The following is a 16,498-nucleotide window of genomic DNA, read 5'->3' on the forward strand; positions in this document are numbered from 1 at the left end:
CCAACCACCAAAACTGCTTTCAGTTGGTATGTTCTGCCAAACTTAAAGACTTCTCAACCAGATCTTTGCTTCCGCACTGATTTTTTCATCCTTAAAAACTACTTCATATAGTTCTTTTTTACGCGCACTCTCCTCTCCATACATATCGTCTAAAACTTCATTCCAAAGCTTTAAAACGATTGATGCAGGAGCTTTTCCTACTTGCGAAAGAATGCCATAAATTCTATCACGCCAATACGCATCCATTGCTTTATCCATCCAAGATACTACTTCAGGCGTTAACCCCACTTCCTCGAGACCTTTCCCTTCCCCAAAACCCTGCTCAAACTTTTTTGTTCTGAGGTGAGCATATTTTTTTCCATAAACTCCATTAACCCATTCCATGGTTTTCTTGCCTAAACGAATACCTACAGATGAACAAGGATCTTCATCAAGGTTAGCTTTAATCTCTTCGACTAGATCTAACCAAGTTTTTTCAAATGCCACTTTTTGTTCAGGTGTTGAATTTTTCTTTAACTCCTTTTCGAATTCTGCATATTGTTTTAATTCAGTTGGAGTGAAAATTTCTGCAACCCAGCTATGTTCCAATTTTTCTGTCATGTTATATACCTCTATTAAATGAATAATTGTTTCCCAAGGGATAGATTGCTCATCGTCAACAGAATCAATAATACTACGTAAGGTTTTCGCCCCTTGAAGTAAAGCATTTGCCTTTTGCTCCAACACTTGAGCTTGGTTTCCAAAGTGTTGAATGGCATTACTTCCCTCAAAAAGCAAGGCTTTAATTTTTGATAATTCAAAACCAAAAAACTTCAAAGCAATGATCTGCTGCAATTTCAATAAATCCTTTTCAGAGTAGACACGATAACCATTGGACAGTCTTAAAGACGGTTGTAGTAACTTTATGCGATCATAATGGTGTAACGTTTGCACCGAAACGCCAGTTAACTTACTTAAATCTTTTACGAACCATTGAGTCATTGTGTCCCCTCCTTAAAAACAAAGGTAAGGTATATAGCAACAATAGGGTCAAGCTGTTTTTAAAAATTTTCTTAGTAAATGACAAAAATTGGGGTGTACTAAGAAAAATTTTATAAAACTTTACTTAACGCTGTTTTCCATCCCTGGTAATCTCTCTCAATCCTATTTTTATCCTCTTCAGGAAAAAAAGCCTTTTCGAAAGTCCATTCTTCTTGCAGCTTCTGAATAGAAGAGATTTCCCCACAACCCAGGGCGGCTAAAATAGCAGCTCCCTGTGCAGTAGTTTCAATATCATGGGGTCGTTGAATCTGTAAATTACTTTGTGAGGCTAAGAATTGTAAAAACCAATCGTTGGCTGCCATCCCCCCATCCACACGTAGTATAGAAAAATCGAGTTCAGTATCATCTTTCATACAAGCTAACACTTCTCGAGTGAGATAACATACGCTTTCTAAGGCTGCCCTGGCAAAATGAGCACGATTACTATTGCGCGACAAACCACAAATAAGTGCCCCAGGTGTATTTGTCCAATAGGGCGCACCTAAACCGGTAAACGAAGGGACTAAGTAAACACCTTCGTTACTGGATAAGCTTCTTGCCAGGGATTCTGTGTCACTAGCCAGATTGATAATTTTTAGCTCATCTCTTAGCCATTTAACCGTTGTGCCGGCATGGTATAAGCTACCCTCTATACCATATGCCAATTCTTCTTTTATTTGATAGGCAATTGTAGTAAGTAATCTATACCGAGAGTGTGAAGGTTTGTTTCCTGTGTTTAACAATAGAAAACCACCGGTACCAAAAGTTGCTTTAATACTTCCTATTTGAAAACCTCTTTGCCCTACTAAGGCAGCCTGCTGATCACCAGCCACGCCGGTTATTGGAATAGATTTACCAAACAATGTTTTTTCTATCGTGCCAAAATTTGCATCACAGCGATGGACCTTTGGGAGAATGGAGGCCGGGATTTTAAAAATCTGTAAAAGCTCTTCGTCCCAATGGCAATCATTAATGTTAAATAACAATGTCCGTGAAGCATTTGTTATATCAGTTACATGTGACTTCCCTCCTGTCAATCTCCAAATGAGAAAAGTATCTATGGTGCCAAAAGCTAATTTGCCTTGTTTTGCCAACTCTCTCGCTGGCTCTACATTATTTAATAACCACTGTAGTTTACTCGCAGAAAAGTAAGGATCCGGCAGTAATCCTGTTTTATTTTGAAAAACTGCAGTGTCCGCAAGGAGTGTTTCGCAAAAAACATGCGTACGCCTATCTTGCCAAACAATAGCTGGATAAAGACATTCCCCTGTTTCTTTATTCCAAATGACAGTTGTTTCCCGCTGATTAGTTACCCCACAAGCAATTAATTTTTTTACCTCTACTTTTGCTATAACTTCCTTAATTGCGCGCAATGTTTTTTCCCAAATTTCTTCCGGATTTTGTTCTACCCAGCCAGGATAGGGATATTTAGAAAGAACAGGATATTGACTGGTTGCAATCATTTTTCCACTAGTAGTATAGATAATTGCTCGTGTGCTACTTGTCCCTTGATCAATAGCTAATATAAAGTGCATAAAGTTCCTTTTTAATATGCCGGAATACTTCATTTGAAATGTTTTAGGTAGGGGATTTATTTTAATCAACCAACAGCGATTGGTATTCTGTCGATCAAAATTGCAACGCCCCGCGCTTAATTCCAGCTTACCTATTCAACAAATTGCAAACGTTAATCAAATGATTATAATCAAGAATTCTTTGGAACTAAAAGATAACTATGGATGTTTACGACGTCGCTATTATTGGTGGCGGCATCAACGGATGTGGTTGTGCAGCTGATGCGGCTTTAAGAGGTCTTAAAGTTTTTCTTTGTGAAAAAGACGACTTGGCGTCTCAAACATCCTCAAGTAGTACGAAATTGATCCATGGAGGGCTGCGTTATTTAGAGCTCTATGATTTTGGTCTTGTTAAAAAAGCCTTAGAAGAAAGACAAGTTCTCTTGGAAATAGCCCCTCATATAGTAAAACCTCTTCCTTTAGTTATCCCCTATATTAAAAAAATGCGGCCACGATGGCTCATTCGTTTAGGTTTATTTTTTTATGATCACCTCAGCGGCAACAACAAACTCCCCAAAAGCAAATCGCTCAGTAGAAAGAAAAATGAAGCATGTTTTCATTCTCTTGAGGAAGAATTCAAAAAAGGCTTTCTTTATTATGATGCTTCTACAGATGATGCCCGTTTAACAATCGCTAATGCACTGCAAGCCAAACAACATCATGCAAAAATTGCTACCAGAACAGAATTGATTAAAACAGAAGCAAGAAACAACTATTGGATATTAACTCTGAAGCCAAAGCAAGGAGATACTTATCAAATCAAAGCCAAAAGCATTATTAATGCTAGTGGTCCATGGATGGAACAAATAAACCAATTAATGAAAATTCCGATTAAACATAAATTAACGCTGGTAAAGGGGAGCCACCTGGTAGTACATAAATTATATGAAGGGAACCATGCTTATTTATTACAACATAAAGATAAACGGGTAGTTTTCATTATCCCTTACCACGGTTTTACTCTAATAGGCACAACAGACGTGGCTTTTAACAAGCCGTTAATCGACATAGCTATAGATCCTGAGGAAGTCAACTACTTATGTTCTATTGTTAATACGTATTTTCACAAAAAAATAAAGAAAAATGACATTGTGTACACCTATAGCGGAGTACGCCCTCTTCTGGCAGAAGATAGTCGCGCCTTAAAAAATATTAGCCGTGACTATGCATATCACTATACGGATGCTCCTGCCCCAACAGTTACGATTTATAGTGGTAAGATTACCACTTATCGTCAAGTAGCAGAAAAAGTTATAAACGAACTGGGATCCGTTTTTCCCTCATTAAAGAAATCTTGCACACATAAAGTATTGTTACCGGGTGCATGTTATCAAAATATGGAACTAGAGGAATACAAACATTATGCCCGGCAAAAGTATTATTGGTTAGATGAAGAAACTTTTAATCGCTATGTCACTACCTATGGTTCTCGGCTGGAAGAGTTATTAGCGGGAAAGCATTCTTTAGAAGATTTGGGAGTCCTTTTTTGTCCCACCCTCTATCAAACGGAAATTGATTTTTTAATACGCGAAGAGTGGGCGATTACTGCGGAAGATATTTTAATGAGGAGAACGAAATTAGGGTTAGGGTTAGATTTTGAGGTGGTTAAGAGGTTGAAAGAATACATTAATCAAACAGAGTCACGACCGTAAGGAAACAGAGATCTTTGGTTTCTGCGCTTACTCACGTGGCGCACCAACCAAAAATTTCCGCTTACTTATGTGCACGGCTCGGTATGCGCGGATCGGATTACTAGGTTGCTATCGCTGGAAGACTACCAGGACTTACGAAAAACGTTGAGGTCAAGGCAAAAATGATTTTCATGAGGGAGTTTAGATTAACTAAATGACTGAATTAAAAATCATTCTTTAACGAAGAGATCGACGTTTTGCTTAAGTCCTGACTATTTTTCTTTTTCCAACTCTTCTTTAATCTTACTGATATCAACCACCTTGGCTTGCTCTACCAACTCTATAAGTGTTGATTCTGGCATGCTGCCTGGCTCTGAATAAATGGCAATCCCTTCTTTAAATATCATTAAATGGGGAATCGAGCGAATTTGAAAGACTTCGGCTAAGTCCGGTTCTTCCCCGATATTAATTTTGGAAAAAACTATATCCGGGTACTGTTGTGCCGTTTTTTCATATACCTGAGCAAATTGTTTACAAGGCGCACACCAAGCTGCCCAAAAATCAACAAGGACTATCTTGTTGTCATTTATTAACGATTCAAAATGTTCACTTTTAACCGCTCGAATATTCCCTGTCATTGAATGCTCCCTAATGTTCTATCGCAGCTAAAATACCATGAAAAATTTCATCCACAGTCCCTATTCCCTTAACACGATGAAAAGCAGGTGAGTGGGGATCATTTTTGTTAGACCATTCGCGATAGTAATTTACTAAAGGCTCTGTCTGCTGATGATAAACATCCAAACGTTTACGAATAATTTCCTCTTTATCATCTTCTCTGATGATTAAAGGCTCCCCTGTTACATCATCCAACCCCTCTTGTTGAGGAGGATTATATTCCACATGATAGATGCGCCCCGAGGCGGGATGTGTTCTTCTCCCACAAATGCGTTTAATAATTTCTGCATCATCAACACTGATTTCAATAACATGATCCAGGAAAATATTTTCTTTACGTAATGCTTCAGCTTGAACAATTGTTCTTGGAAAACCATCCAGTAAGAAACCGTTTTTACAATCGTCCTGCTGTAGACGCTCTTTAACCAGTGCTATGATAATATCGTCAGGTACTAATTGACCGGATTCCATGATTTTTTTCGCACTCAGGCCTAAAGGAGTCCCTGCGGCCACCGCACTTCTTAGCATATCTCCCGTTGAAATTTGCGGGATATTAAAATGCTTAATTAATAATAATGCCTGCGTGCCTTTACCAGCCCCAGGACCACCTAATAACATCAATCGCATTAACGACTCCAATAAAAAATTCGTTCCTATTCAAGGTACTTTACCATAACTTAAACCAAGAAGAGGAAAATTCGCCTTTACATTTATTTAATTGCCCCTGATATAATTGTGCGCGGGCACTTACCTTATGCGCAACCCCCAAAAGCCACTTCTTACGCAAATAGGTTTTGCGTTGATATCCACCCACACCCTCATGATAAGCAAGATAAAGATTGTAAGCATCACTGCGAGAGATACCTGCTTTTTGATGGGCAATATTAGCGTACCATCCAATAAAGTCCACGCCATCACCGAATCGATCGCGTGCAGAAAATAAATGACCATTCGTTTTTTTGTATTGTGCCCACGTCCCACTTAAGGCTTGCGAGTAACCATAAGCGGTTGAGGGCCTTGTCCATGGAATAATCCATAATAACTTAGTCCGTTGTGGTTGAGCCCGGCCATTAAATTTTGATTCTTGGTGAATAATCGACATTTGTACTGCAACAGGCACCCGCCAACGACGCTCCACATCTTTAGCATCTTTATACCATTGCGGGTACTGCCTAAATATACTACAAAGGTTATCTACATTACGAGGCGGAGGACTAACGCAACCTGATATGATTAAAAAAGCTAAAGCAACGGATATGCGTTTCACTTCCCACTCCCGATTATTTTATAAGATTCCACTTCGGCTATTAGTAACAAAATTTAGCGGTAAATTAAATATATTTTTATCTTTCTTAAAGGAAGATCGCACTTTATCTTTAAAATATGCGTTTATTTGCATTCCGGCGCCAGACCCATTTTCTTCAAGTTCGACGCGAGGTTTTAGAGCGGGTGATTTTGCCCGAAGGCCATTCTTATGTTAGCCTTGATATAAAAATTTGAGCAACCCATGACAGTATTGGTTTTTGATATTGAAACGGTACCTGACATTGAAACAGGACAAAAACTCTATTCCTTAGAGGGGCTTTCTGAACAAGACACTGTAAGCGCACTTTGTGCCTTAAGAAGAGCCAAGGTAGGTAATGAATTTTTACCGCATTATTTACAAAAAATTGTTGCTATTTCCTTAGTAATCAGTAGCCCCGGTCAGTTAAGAGTTTTATCTATTGGCGATGAACACTCTGCGGAAAAAGACTTAATTCAACGTTTCTTTAATGGGATTGATAAGTATACCCCTATACTGGTTAGCTGGAATGGATGCGGGTTTGACTTACCCGTTCTCCATTACCGCTCTCTTTTCCACAGCATTACTGCCCCTACTTATTGGGAAAATGGCGATTCAGTACAAGGGTTTCGTTACAATAATTATTTGAGTCGTTTTCACTATCGCCATTTGGATTTAATGGATGTTTTAGCAGGTTATCAGAATAGAGCTTTTGCTCCTCTGGATGAAATTTCTTCTATGTTAGGTTTTCCAGGAAAAATGGGTATGGATGGGTCCAAGGTTTGGGAAGCCTATCGTGAAGGCCATATTCAATCCATACGAAACTACTGCGAAACAGACGTATTAAATACTTATTGTGTGTATTTACGTTTTGAATTGATGCGAGGCGTATTGCAAACAACCCAATATCAAAAAGAAATAATACGTCTTCAAGAATATTTAAGAAGTGAAAGCGATAAAGAACATCTGCAAGATTTTTTGAAAAGAATGGAAAATCCACTTAGTACATGACAATTTTAAAATATGCAAAACTGTCATCCCGCGAAGGCGGGGAGTGGATCCGGGCATATTTATACATCAGGATATATATTAGGAAAAATGAGTTCTTATAACCCTAATTGATAAATTGGGTGTCATTCTCGCGAAAGCGGGAATGACACCCAATTTTTGTTAAGATTTCACTTTTTTTTCTTTGGCAAATACAAATCAGTAATAGTTCCTTCAAAAATTTCTGCAGCCTGAGCTATCGTTTCTGATAAAGTTGGGTGTGGATGGATGGTTAAAGCAATGTCCTCCACATCACAGCCCATTTCTATAGCAAGCGCTGCTTCAGATATCAGATCACCCGCATTGATACCCACAATACCGGCTCCGAGTATTCGTTTGCTTTTTGGGCAAAACAACAGTTTAGTCATTCCTTCTTCTCTGCCCATACTCAATGCCCTGCCACTAGCTACCCATGGAAAAGAGGCTTTTTCATAGGGAATGTTATCTGCTTTGGCTTCTTTCTCTGTAAGACCTACCCAAGCGATTTCTGGATCCGTATAGGCCACACTGGCTATACATTTTGGGTCAAAATAGTGTTTTTTACCGCTGATGACTTCCGCAGCTACTTTGCCTTCAGGAATGGCCTTATGCGCCAACATAGGCTGGCCGACCACATCGCCAATAGCAAAAATATGATCAACATTAGTCCGCATTTGTTTATCTACAGGAATAAAACCTTTCTCATCAACTTTTACCCCTGCTTTTTCGGCAGCAATTGTATTACCGTTGGGTTTTCTCCCTACCGAAACTAAAACTTGCTGGAAGCATGCCGGTTTTTCTGTTCCATGTTCCCCTTCCATTGAAACATAAATTCCATCTTTCTTAGCTTCAACTTTGGTTACTTTTGTCTTCAAAAGGAACTTTACACCCTTCTTAGCCATACGCTTTTGCAAAACATTTACTAAATCAGCATCAGCAGGAGGGATTAATTGGTCCATAAACTCAACAACAGTGACCTCAACTCCCATAGCCGAATAGACAGTAGCCATTTCAAGACCAATAATGCCTCCGCCAAGCACTAGTAAGTTGCCCTTAATATCTGCTAGCTCCAAAGCACCCGTAGAACTAAATATACGCTTGTCTTCCGGTATAAAAGGTAGATTAACCGACTCACTACCTACAGCAATAATCGCATGCTCAAATTCAATGGTAGTGTCTCCGTCTTTACCAGAAACGACAACTTCATGAGCACCTTTAAACTTCGCTGTACCGGTTACAATTTCAACTTTACGTTGTTTTGCCAACGCTTTTAGACCACCGGTTAGCTTGGACACTACCGAGTTTTTCCAAGCAACCATTTTCTTGTTATCTAATTTAGGTTTACCAAAGCTTACACCCTGATCAGCCATTTCATGCGATTCATCCACTACTTTGGCAATATGTAATAATGCTTTAGAAGGAATACATCCAACGTTGAGGCAAACACCCCCAATATTATCAAAACGTTCTACCAGGATTACTTTTTTTCCTAGATCTGCAGCCCGAAAAGCCGCCGTGTACCCGCCTGGGCCACTACCAATAACAACTACATCCGTCTTCATTTGATTTGCCATCGTAAAAACCTCTTTGCTTATAATAAGACGCGGCGAATGTCGCTAAGACTTTCACTTATGTAGCGAGAAAATCGAGCTGCTTCAGCTCCATCAATCACGCGATGATCATAAGAAAGTGACAAAGGCAGCATTAAACGCGGTTTAAATTCATTTTCTATATACACAGGTTTAACAGAAGAACGCGAAAGCCCTAGAATAGCCACTTCAGGACTATTTACTATAGGAGTAAAAGCCGTCCCTCCTATTCCACCCAGACTTGAAATAGTAAAACAACCACCACTCATATCTGTCGGCATTAACCCTTTATCCCGAGCTTTAGCACTTAATCTAGCCATTTCTTTGGCTATTTCATTCACTGATAAACGATCCACCCCTTTAATTACAGGAACTACCAGACCGTTTGGAGTTTCTACCGCAATTCCAATATTAAAGTAATGTTTATAAATTAAATGGTTCCCGGAAGCATCCAACGAGGCATTAAACTGGGGGAATACCGCCAAAGCTTTACTAACCACTTTACAGACAAAAGCAAGGATAGTCAGTTTGACCTCTTCTTTATTTCTTTGAATTTCAACTTTTCGGAAAGCCTCAAGATCAGTAATGTCTGCTTCATCGAATTGCGTTACATGAGGAATCGTCACCCAAGAACGGTGCACATTTTCACCGGTTAAACGTTTAATTTTATTCAATGGTTTGGATTCAACTTCACCAAACTTACTAAAATCAATCTCAGGTGCGGCAGGTATTCCGAAGGTACCTTTAGCCCCCTGTTGCATACGCGCTTTTATATATTCATGAATATCTTCTTTGCTAATCCGCTCTTTTCTGCCGGTTCCTTGAATCTCAGTTAAATTAACGCCTAATTCTCTAGCTAAGCGGCGAACTCCCGGACTGGCGTGAATAACTTCTTGTTTTTCAGCAGTTTGTTTTTTTTCATTTGAAAGACTGGGTAGCTCTTTCTCCTCTGGCTTATCCAATATTTCGGTCATTTGCTTATCTATTACTGCCTTAACTGCTTCTTCGCGATCTTTTTCAGGTTCTTTTTCTTCTTTATGTGAAGATTCTTCAGCAGCAGGCTCTAATAATAAAATAACATCGCCTTCTGAAACCTTATCCCCCATTTTTACAGAGAGTGATTTCACAACACCTGCAGATGGGGAAGGTATTTCCATACTGGCTTTATCCGATTCTAGCGTAATTAAAGGAGTTTCTTTTTCAACGCTTTCACCTTCTTTCACCAAAATTTCAATAACATCCACACCGGATGCCCCACCAATATCTGGGACTTTAACTTCTTGTGTACTAGCCATTCTTATCCTCGGCTTATTCTAATTAATGAGTAGCCGGATCAATTTTGTCCGGGTTTATACCATAATGTTTTATTGCCTCTTCGACCACTTTTACAGGAATCTCCCCTTGTTGCGCCAGAGTAGACAAAGTAGTCACTACAATAAATTTCGCATCGACCTCAAAAAAGTGCCGTAATTTTGCACGGGTATCACTGCGGCCATATCCATCTGTACCTAAAGTTATATAGGGCACATGAATAAATGGGCGAATTTGATCAGCATATAAGCGCATATAATCCGTGGCCGCAATAATGGGGCCTTTTCTATTTGCCAATTGCTGTGCCACATAACTTTGCTTCGCTTTTTTCCCTGGATGTAAGCGATTATATCGTTCCACAGCCAGCCCATCCCTACGCAATTCTGTAAAGCTGGTTACACTCCAAATATCTGCACTTATCTGATAATCATCTTCCAACATGCGAGCCGCTTCTATAACTTCTCTTAAAATAGTTCCACACCCAAGAAGCTGAACATGTGCTTTCCCTTTTTTCTTACTTTCTTGTAATAAATACATACCCTTTAAAATACCTTCTTCTACGCCTTTAGGCATATCAGGGTGCGTATAGTTTTCATTCATAACCGTTATATAATAAAAAACATTTTCACGGTTAACGTACATCCGCTTTAAACCATCATGAATGATAACAGCCAACTCATAAGCATAAGTCGGGTCATAAGAAATACAGTTTGGAATAGTTGAAGACAAAATGTGGCTATGACCATCTTGATGTTGTAAACCTTCTCCGGCAAGGGTCGTTCTTCCGGCTGTTCCGCCCAATAAGAATCCGCGCGCTTGCATATCTCCGGCAGCCCAGGCCAAGTCTCCAATACGTTGAAATCCAAACATAGAATAATAAATATAAAAAGGAATCATAGCCAACTTATTGGTACTATAAGAGGTAGCTGCAGCCATCCACGAACAAAATGCCCCCGCCTCATTAATGCCCTCTTCCAGAATCTGCCCATCTTTGGCTTCCCGGTAATACATGACCTGTTCACGATCAACAGGAGTATACAACTGGCCCACGGGGGAATAGATACCAATTTGCCTAAATAAACCTTCCATTCCGAATGTCCTGCACTCATCAGGAATGATAGGCACGATTCTTTGACTGATATTTTTATCTTTTAAAAGCACAGACAGGATACGCACAAAAGCCATGGTGGTAGAGAGCTCTCTATCCCCTAAACCTTTAAGCACTGTTGAGAAAGCATCCAGTTCTGGAATATTTAAAGGTTCTATCTCGGTTGTGCGTGATGGCAAATACCCGCCTAAAGCTTCTCTTTGTTTTTTTAAATATTGAATTTCAGGACTATTTTCCGCAGGTCTGTAGAAAGGAACGTCGTTAATATGATCGTCGCTAATAGGTATACTGAAGCGATCGCGAAAAGCACGTAATTGCTCTATAGACATCTTCTTTTGCTGGTGAGTAATATTCATACCTTCCCCAGCAGCCCCCATGCCATATCCTTTAATAGTTTTAGCAAGAATAACCGTGGGGCTTCCTTTATGTTCTACTGCCTGAGCATAGGCCGCATATACTTTTTGAGCGTCGTGGCCCCCGCGATTCAAACGCCAAATTTCATCATCTGACAAATGTTCTACCATTTTCTTCAACTCGGGATATTGGCCAAAGAAATTTTCGCGCACATACGCGCCATCATTTGCCTTGTAACTTTGGTAATCCCCATCCACGCACTCTTCCATTCGCTTTTGCAAAATTCCATCTTTGTCCAGTGCAAAAAGAGGATCCCATCTACCGCCCCAAACCACTTTAATAACATTCCAGCCCGCACCGCGGAAAACCCCTTCCAATTCCTGGATAATTTTACTATTCCCACGAACCGGTCCATCTAAACGTTGTAAATTACAATTTATTACAAAGATTAAATTATCTAGTTTTTCACGGGCAGCAATGGATAAAGCACCGAGAGATTCTGGCTCGTCCGTTTCACCATCTCCCAAGAATGCCCAAACTTTTCGCCCTTCTGCCTTTATCAATCCACGATTTTCTAAATACTTTAAGAATCGCGCTTGATAAATAGCTTGCAAAGGACCCAGGCCCATAGAAACGGTGGGAAATTGCCAAAAATCACCCATTAGCCACGGGTGCGGGTAGGAAGACAATCCATTCACTTCAACTTCTTGCCTAAATTTATCCAATTGCTGTTCGCTAAGCCGTCCTTCCAGAAATGCTCTTGCATAAATACCAGGGGAAGAATGTCCTTGAATATACAGTAAATCTCCACCGGTTACTTTATCAGGCCCTTTAAAATAATGATTAAAGCCTACTTCATAAAGTGTTGAGGAAGAAGCATACGTCGCAATATGTCCCCCCAGTTCTGGAGCATATTTTCCTGCTCTTAATACCATTGCTACTGCGTTCCAACGTAACAACGCATTAATTCGTTTAACTACTCCCTCATCAGGAGGTATTTGTTTTTCTTCATGTGGTTTAATGGTATTGCGATAAGGAGTAACGGAAGAGCTTGATAATTTCACCCCGTCTTGTTCTGCTTTTTTAATTAACTCTTTAATGATGTAAGCGGCTCTTTCATTGCCTTCTTCATGTAATACTGCTTCTAAAGATTCCAACCACTCTTGGGTTTCGATTGGATCTAAATCTTTCATACTCTCATTAACCATTCATTTTCCTCTGTCTTCTGGGACTAACAACAGGTTGGGGGAACTTGTAAACGTTTATGAATAACCCCTTCGCATGATTGTTCACAAACACGACGATCTGCCTTGCAATTACAGGTTGGCTTGCGGCATTTTAGTGGATCACGGTAGGAATTCAACTGTCGAACTAAAAATCCGCCTTGTACAAGCTCTTCATGTACATACTGTTTGTAACTATTTGCCGTGGCTTTTGAGGAGCACGCTGAACAATTAGAACAACTATCGCGACAATTATTTATACAAGCATCAAATTTTTTTAAACAGACTAATTTACATGCAACCTGATAATGAACGACCTCGACTGAACGATGACAGCTGGCTAACAGTAAAAATAAAAAACACCACAATAGTCGATTTAAAAAATACATAATGTACTCGCTGTGTTAAGTCCGTTTATATTGACCTTTGGTCTAAAACAGTTAGTAAAGGTACTTCTCTAAGAATAGATTCCCGCCTACGTGGAACGACAGCTCGTTAAAAAAGTAACACCCTCAGGCCCTTCCAAACATTAATTCTTTGTATTAAGTTACAACCAAGCTACCAGGGTAAAAATTGCCAAAAAAACTAGCAATACAATCGCCGCATGCTCAACTAACGTTTCTGCCTCTGGCATATAAACTTGCTCTTGTTCGTCAAACCCAACTGCATGAAGGCCACAAACACTTAATATAGTCTCATTATTGTGAGGTGGTGTAAAAAATAAGCGAGTAAAATGTTGAAAACCCACCTGGAAATTACCCACGAGCAAATAGAGCAGGGCTGTAAACTTCGCCGGTACCCAATCTAAAATATGGGTTAACGTATCCGCTGGCCCTTTTACAGCTTCTTGTGTTCTACTCAAGCTAATCAGGCGATAAGCTAAGACCCCCAGGGGCCCTAAAACAATATACCAAAAAATAACTGCAAATAATTGTCCATTTACTTCAGCAAAATAATTGCCCAACTCTTTTTCGCTAGCATTATCTTTTAGGTTTTCTGGGTAGAAAGGATTTTTCGGTCCTAAACAATAATAAAAAATAACCACGTTCAGTAAAAGGTAAATGATACCGAATACCATACTGGATGTGAGGAAAAGCACAAAAGCGACACTAATCAATATAGGTAGAAGAATGAACGTCAAAAGGAGCCATCTATAGGGGGTTGTAATGGGTTCGGAAATACTTTTTTGAACTGACTTTGCATAAGATGTAAACCAGTTAAATCGATTATGAACGCTGGTATGCGCTAAAAATCTTTCACTTATCAAGCAAATTACAATTACCAAAAGTTTCATTTAAAAACTCCTAATCTTTTCTCATCTTTTCGGTTAAAGACATAGGGGTAGGATATTTCAATACCACTAAGTAAGAAGACACAATAAAAGTTAATATAGTTGTCGCCTGTATAAGATTGGATGTTACATCACTAATCATTTTAGTACTCAAAGCAATGCTGGCTACCAATAAAGAAAACTCACTCGCTTGACCCAAGCGAAACCCCACCTCTTTGGCGATAGATTTCTTTTCGCCTGCTTGCTTTAATAACAAGTAAAACCCTAGTGGTTTTAGTACAAGCATCAAGATAGCTAATAAAAATGACGGAATAACTGTTTGAGCAAATGAACCAAAATTAAACGTTGCTCCTACAGAAAAGAAAAACATTACTAAAAAGAAATCCCGTAAGGGTTTTAAACTTTCAGCAATAAATAAAGAAATAGGGCTGGCCGCCAAAGCTACGCCTGCAACAAAGGCGCCAATATCTTCTGACAAACCCACTTTTTGCGCAATGATGGACATTCCCAAACACCAGCCAATAGAAAGTAAAAATACATATTCTTGTGTTCTATCAAAGCGAGCCAACAATTTAACTAATACATATTTTTCAAATGCAAACGCAAACAGAATCAAGATTGGTAACGCCACACCCACCAGAATAAAATCATCCCAAGTGAGCCCACTTCCATCTTGTGCTCCGTTCAACATAATTAAAACAATGATTGCTATTAAATCTTGCATCAGTAAGACGCTGATCATTACCTCACCAGTATGTTGATGATGGAGGATAGTAGTAGGTAATAATTTAAGTCCGATAATGGTACTTGAAAACATCATGGCAGCACCCAGAACCATTGAGTCAGTTACTGGCAATCCAAACCATCGGCCAATCCCATAGGCAATCAAGGCAAAAATAATGGAACTAAAAATGGCAATCCAGGTAACCTTCTTTAACATATGAATAAGATTTTGCGGCTGCAAATGGAGGCCTAATAAAAACAAAAGGAAAACAATTCCCATATCCCCTACTTGTTGAACTGCCCCTAAGTCAGGAACCAAATGAAGGCCCCAGGGACCAAGAACAGCACCCAAAAGGATGTAAGCAACTAATAAAGATTGACGGGTGTACAGCACAACAGTGGATAAAACCGCAGCTCCCCCGAATATTAGAAAAATTGTGTAATAAACCGCCCCATCATGCATGGCTTAAGCCCCAAATAGATATTGCCCACTAACAACTTAAAATTGCTGTTTTTACAACCAAACGGACTGAAAAATGTACTAATTATTCCGCAACCTTTAAAGGCGCACCCAGTATACCCTAATACCATAGAAGAAATAATAATTACACTAATTTCTTCCCATGGAATAAAAATTTTATGTAGAGAGGTGAAGTTCCAACGAACAAATCTGCAAATGCCTGATGACGGTACCAACAGACGTTTAACAATGCAAAATTTAATTACTCAAAACAGCTATAATTAAAATAATTTCAGGGAAAGGAAATAGATGCTTAAAAAATTACAGCAAGCCTTAAATAACGTTTTATTAGGAAAAGAAGAAGTTGTTCGTTTGGCAATCAGTTGTTTATTGGCTGATGGACATTTACTTCTTGAAGATATTCCTGGTATGGGGAAAACTACGTTAAGTCAGGCACTAGCGCATTTTACCGGCATGAATTATCGCCGTATTCAATTTACCAGCGATTTGCTCCCAAGCGATTTAATAGGTGTTTCTGTGTTTGATACGCACCAGCAACGCTTTCAATTTCATGAAGGGCCTATATTTTCGCAATTAATCCTCGCAGACGAGATTAACCGAGCCCCTCCAAAAACTCAAAGTGCTTTACTGGAAGCTATGGAGGAGCGTCAAGTTACTACAGATAATGGCACGCGCTCATTACCTGATCCTTTTTTTGTTATTGCCACGCAAAACCCTGCTCATCAAACCGGTACTTATCTATTACCTGAATCGCAACTCGATAGATTTTTAATGCGTCTAGCCATCGGTTATCCGCCGGCTGAATATGAGAGAAAACTACTAATAGAGCAAGAACAAAGGGAGCGTATTCCTCTTTTACCACCGGTCATTAATACAGAGAAACTACTTCTCTGGCAAAAAGAAACCCTGCAAATCATTATCTCCGAGCCCATTCTTGATTATGTACAAGGCCTATTAAATGCTAGCCGCATACATGGCTGGTTTGAACATGGATTAAGTCCAAGAGCAGGTCGCTTTCTCATTAAAGCAGCCCAAGCGTATGCAAAGATAGGGGAGCGAGATTTCGTAAGACCCGATGACATTCAATCAGTGCTCCCTTCTGTAGTCGATCATCGCTTGATTATTACCCAATCCGAAGGCGAAATTTTACCTTCCAATATTTTGCTCAACCATGTGGAGATACCGGTGTGAGATTGATTTGGAAAAA

Annotated in this window: 13 protein-coding genes; 3 read left to right on the forward strand and 10 right to left on the reverse strand. The window is 39.5% G+C overall.

What is annotated here, in order from left to right; genetic code table 11:
• Positions 1-42 precede the first annotated feature (42 nt).
• Positions 43-981: a MerR family transcriptional regulator gene (locus EL206_RS06355; RefSeq protein ID WP_058461832.1), complete on the reverse strand. Its 939-nt coding sequence runs from the start codon at positions 979-981 to the stop codon at positions 43-45.
• A gap of 110 nt (positions 982-1,091) precedes the next feature.
• Positions 1,092-2,555, reverse strand: coding sequence for a glycerol kinase GlpK (gene glpK, locus EL206_RS06360; RefSeq protein WP_058461833.1), 1,464 nt, complete (start codon positions 2,553-2,555; stop codon positions 1,092-1,094).
• Positions 2,556-2,755: 200 nt separating this feature from the next.
• On the opposite strand from glpK, the gene glpD reads away from it, so the two are divergent.
• A complete protein-coding gene (gene glpD, locus EL206_RS06365) occupies positions 2,756-4,246 on the forward strand; it encodes a glycerol-3-phosphate dehydrogenase (protein ID WP_058461834.1) in 1,491 nt (496 codons plus the stop codon).
• A 251-nt stretch (positions 4,247-4,497) separates the two neighbouring features.
• On the opposite strand, the gene EL206_RS06370 is transcribed toward glpD, so the two are convergent.
• The 3 genes from EL206_RS06370 to EL206_RS06380 are packed head-to-tail and all read right to left on the reverse strand — an operon-like array spanning position 4,498 to position 6,170.
• Positions 4,498-4,863 (reverse strand): thioredoxin family protein, encoded by a 366-nt coding sequence (locus EL206_RS06370; RefSeq protein WP_058461835.1) that lies wholly within the window; start codon positions 4,861-4,863, stop codon positions 4,498-4,500.
• 10 nt (positions 4,864-4,873) lie between these two features.
• On the reverse strand, positions 4,874-5,530 hold the full coding sequence (adk, locus tag EL206_RS06375; RefSeq protein WP_058461836.1) for an adenylate kinase: 657 nt from the start codon (positions 5,528-5,530) through the stop codon (positions 4,874-4,876).
• 40 nt (positions 5,531-5,570) lie between these two features.
• Positions 5,571-6,170 (reverse strand): transglycosylase SLT domain-containing protein, encoded by a 600-nt coding sequence (locus tag EL206_RS06380; RefSeq protein ID WP_058461837.1) that lies wholly within the window; start codon positions 6,168-6,170, stop codon positions 5,571-5,573.
• Positions 6,171-6,410: 240 nt separating this feature from the next.
• Between EL206_RS06380 and EL206_RS06385 the strand changes: the two genes are divergently transcribed.
• A complete protein-coding gene (locus EL206_RS06385) occupies positions 6,411-7,196 on the forward strand; it encodes a 3'-5' exonuclease (RefSeq protein WP_058461838.1) in 786 nt (261 codons plus the stop codon).
• Between the two features lie 167 nt (positions 7,197-7,363).
• On the opposite strand, the gene lpdA is transcribed toward EL206_RS06385, so the two are convergent.
• From lpdA to EL206_RS06410, 5 genes are all read right to left on the reverse strand, one after another.
• Complete coding sequence (gene lpdA, locus EL206_RS06390; RefSeq protein ID WP_058461839.1) at positions 7,364-8,785, reverse strand: dihydrolipoyl dehydrogenase; 1,422 nt, start codon at positions 8,783-8,785, stop codon at positions 7,364-7,366.
• Positions 8,786-8,802: 17 nt separating this feature from the next.
• Positions 8,803-10,095: a dihydrolipoyllysine-residue acetyltransferase gene (aceF, locus tag EL206_RS06395; RefSeq protein ID WP_058461840.1), complete on the reverse strand. Its 1,293-nt coding sequence runs from the start codon at positions 10,093-10,095 to the stop codon at positions 8,803-8,805.
• A gap of 22 nt (positions 10,096-10,117) precedes the next feature.
• Positions 10,118-12,781: a pyruvate dehydrogenase (acetyl-transferring), homodimeric type gene (aceE, locus tag EL206_RS06400; protein WP_058461841.1), complete on the reverse strand. Its 2,664-nt coding sequence runs from the start codon at positions 12,779-12,781 to the stop codon at positions 10,118-10,120.
• Between the two features lie 562 nt (positions 12,782-13,343).
• Complete coding sequence (gene ampE / locus EL206_RS06405) at positions 13,344-14,090, reverse strand: regulatory signaling modulator protein AmpE (RefSeq protein ID WP_058461842.1); 747 nt, start codon at positions 14,088-14,090, stop codon at positions 13,344-13,346.
• 10 nt (positions 14,091-14,100) lie between these two features.
• On the reverse strand, positions 14,101-15,273 hold the full coding sequence (locus EL206_RS06410; RefSeq protein WP_058461843.1) for a cation:proton antiporter: 1,173 nt from the start codon (positions 15,271-15,273) through the stop codon (positions 14,101-14,103).
• A 306-nt stretch (positions 15,274-15,579) separates the two neighbouring features.
• On the opposite strand from EL206_RS06410, the gene EL206_RS06415 reads away from it, so the two are divergent.
• Positions 15,580-16,482 carry an AAA family ATPase gene (locus EL206_RS06415; protein WP_058461845.1) on the forward strand — a complete coding sequence of 301 codons (903 nt, stop codon included), beginning with the start codon at positions 15,580-15,582 and terminating at the stop codon, positions 16,480-16,482.
• Positions 16,483-16,498 lie beyond the last annotated feature (16 nt).

Source organism: Legionella adelaidensis, from assembly GCF_900637865.1.
GTDB lineage: Bacteria > Pseudomonadota > Gammaproteobacteria > Legionellales > Legionellaceae > Legionella_A > Legionella_A adelaidensis.

Coding starts and splice junctions, on each gene's coding strand:
- EL206_RS06355 (WP_058461832.1), bottom strand. CDS start 981: ATGACTCAATGGTTCGTAAAAGATTTAAGTAAGTTAACTGGCGTTTCG.
- glpK (WP_058461833.1), bottom strand. CDS start 2,555: ATGCACTTTATATTAGCTATTGATCAAGGGACAAGTAGCACACGAGCA.
- glpD (WP_058461834.1), top strand. CDS start 2,756: ATGGATGTTTACGACGTCGCTATTATTGGTGGCGGCATCAACGGATGT.
- EL206_RS06370 (WP_058461835.1), bottom strand. CDS start 4,863: ATGACAGGGAATATTCGAGCGGTTAAAAGTGAACATTTTGAATCGTTA.
- adk (WP_058461836.1), bottom strand. CDS start 5,530: ATGCGATTGATGTTATTAGGTGGTCCTGGGGCTGGTAAAGGCACGCAG.
- EL206_RS06385 (WP_058461838.1), top strand. CDS start 6,411: ATGACAGTATTGGTTTTTGATATTGAAACGGTACCTGACATTGAAACA.
- lpdA (WP_058461839.1), bottom strand. CDS start 8,785: ATGGCAAATCAAATGAAGACGGATGTAGTTGTTATTGGTAGTGGCCCA.
- aceF (WP_058461840.1), bottom strand. CDS start 10,095: ATGGCTAGTACACAAGAAGTTAAAGTCCCAGATATTGGTGGGGCATCC.
- aceE (WP_058461841.1), bottom strand. CDS start 12,781: ATGGTTAATGAGAGTATGAAAGATTTAGATCCAATCGAAACCCAAGAG.
- ampE (WP_058461842.1), bottom strand. CDS start 14,090: ATGAAACTTTTGGTAATTGTAATTTGCTTGATAAGTGAAAGATTTTTA.
- EL206_RS06410 (WP_058461843.1), bottom strand. CDS start 15,273: ATGCATGATGGGGCGGTTTATTACACAATTTTTCTAATATTCGGGGGA.
- EL206_RS06415 (WP_058461845.1), top strand. CDS start 15,580: ATGCTTAAAAAATTACAGCAAGCCTTAAATAACGTTTTATTAGGAAAA.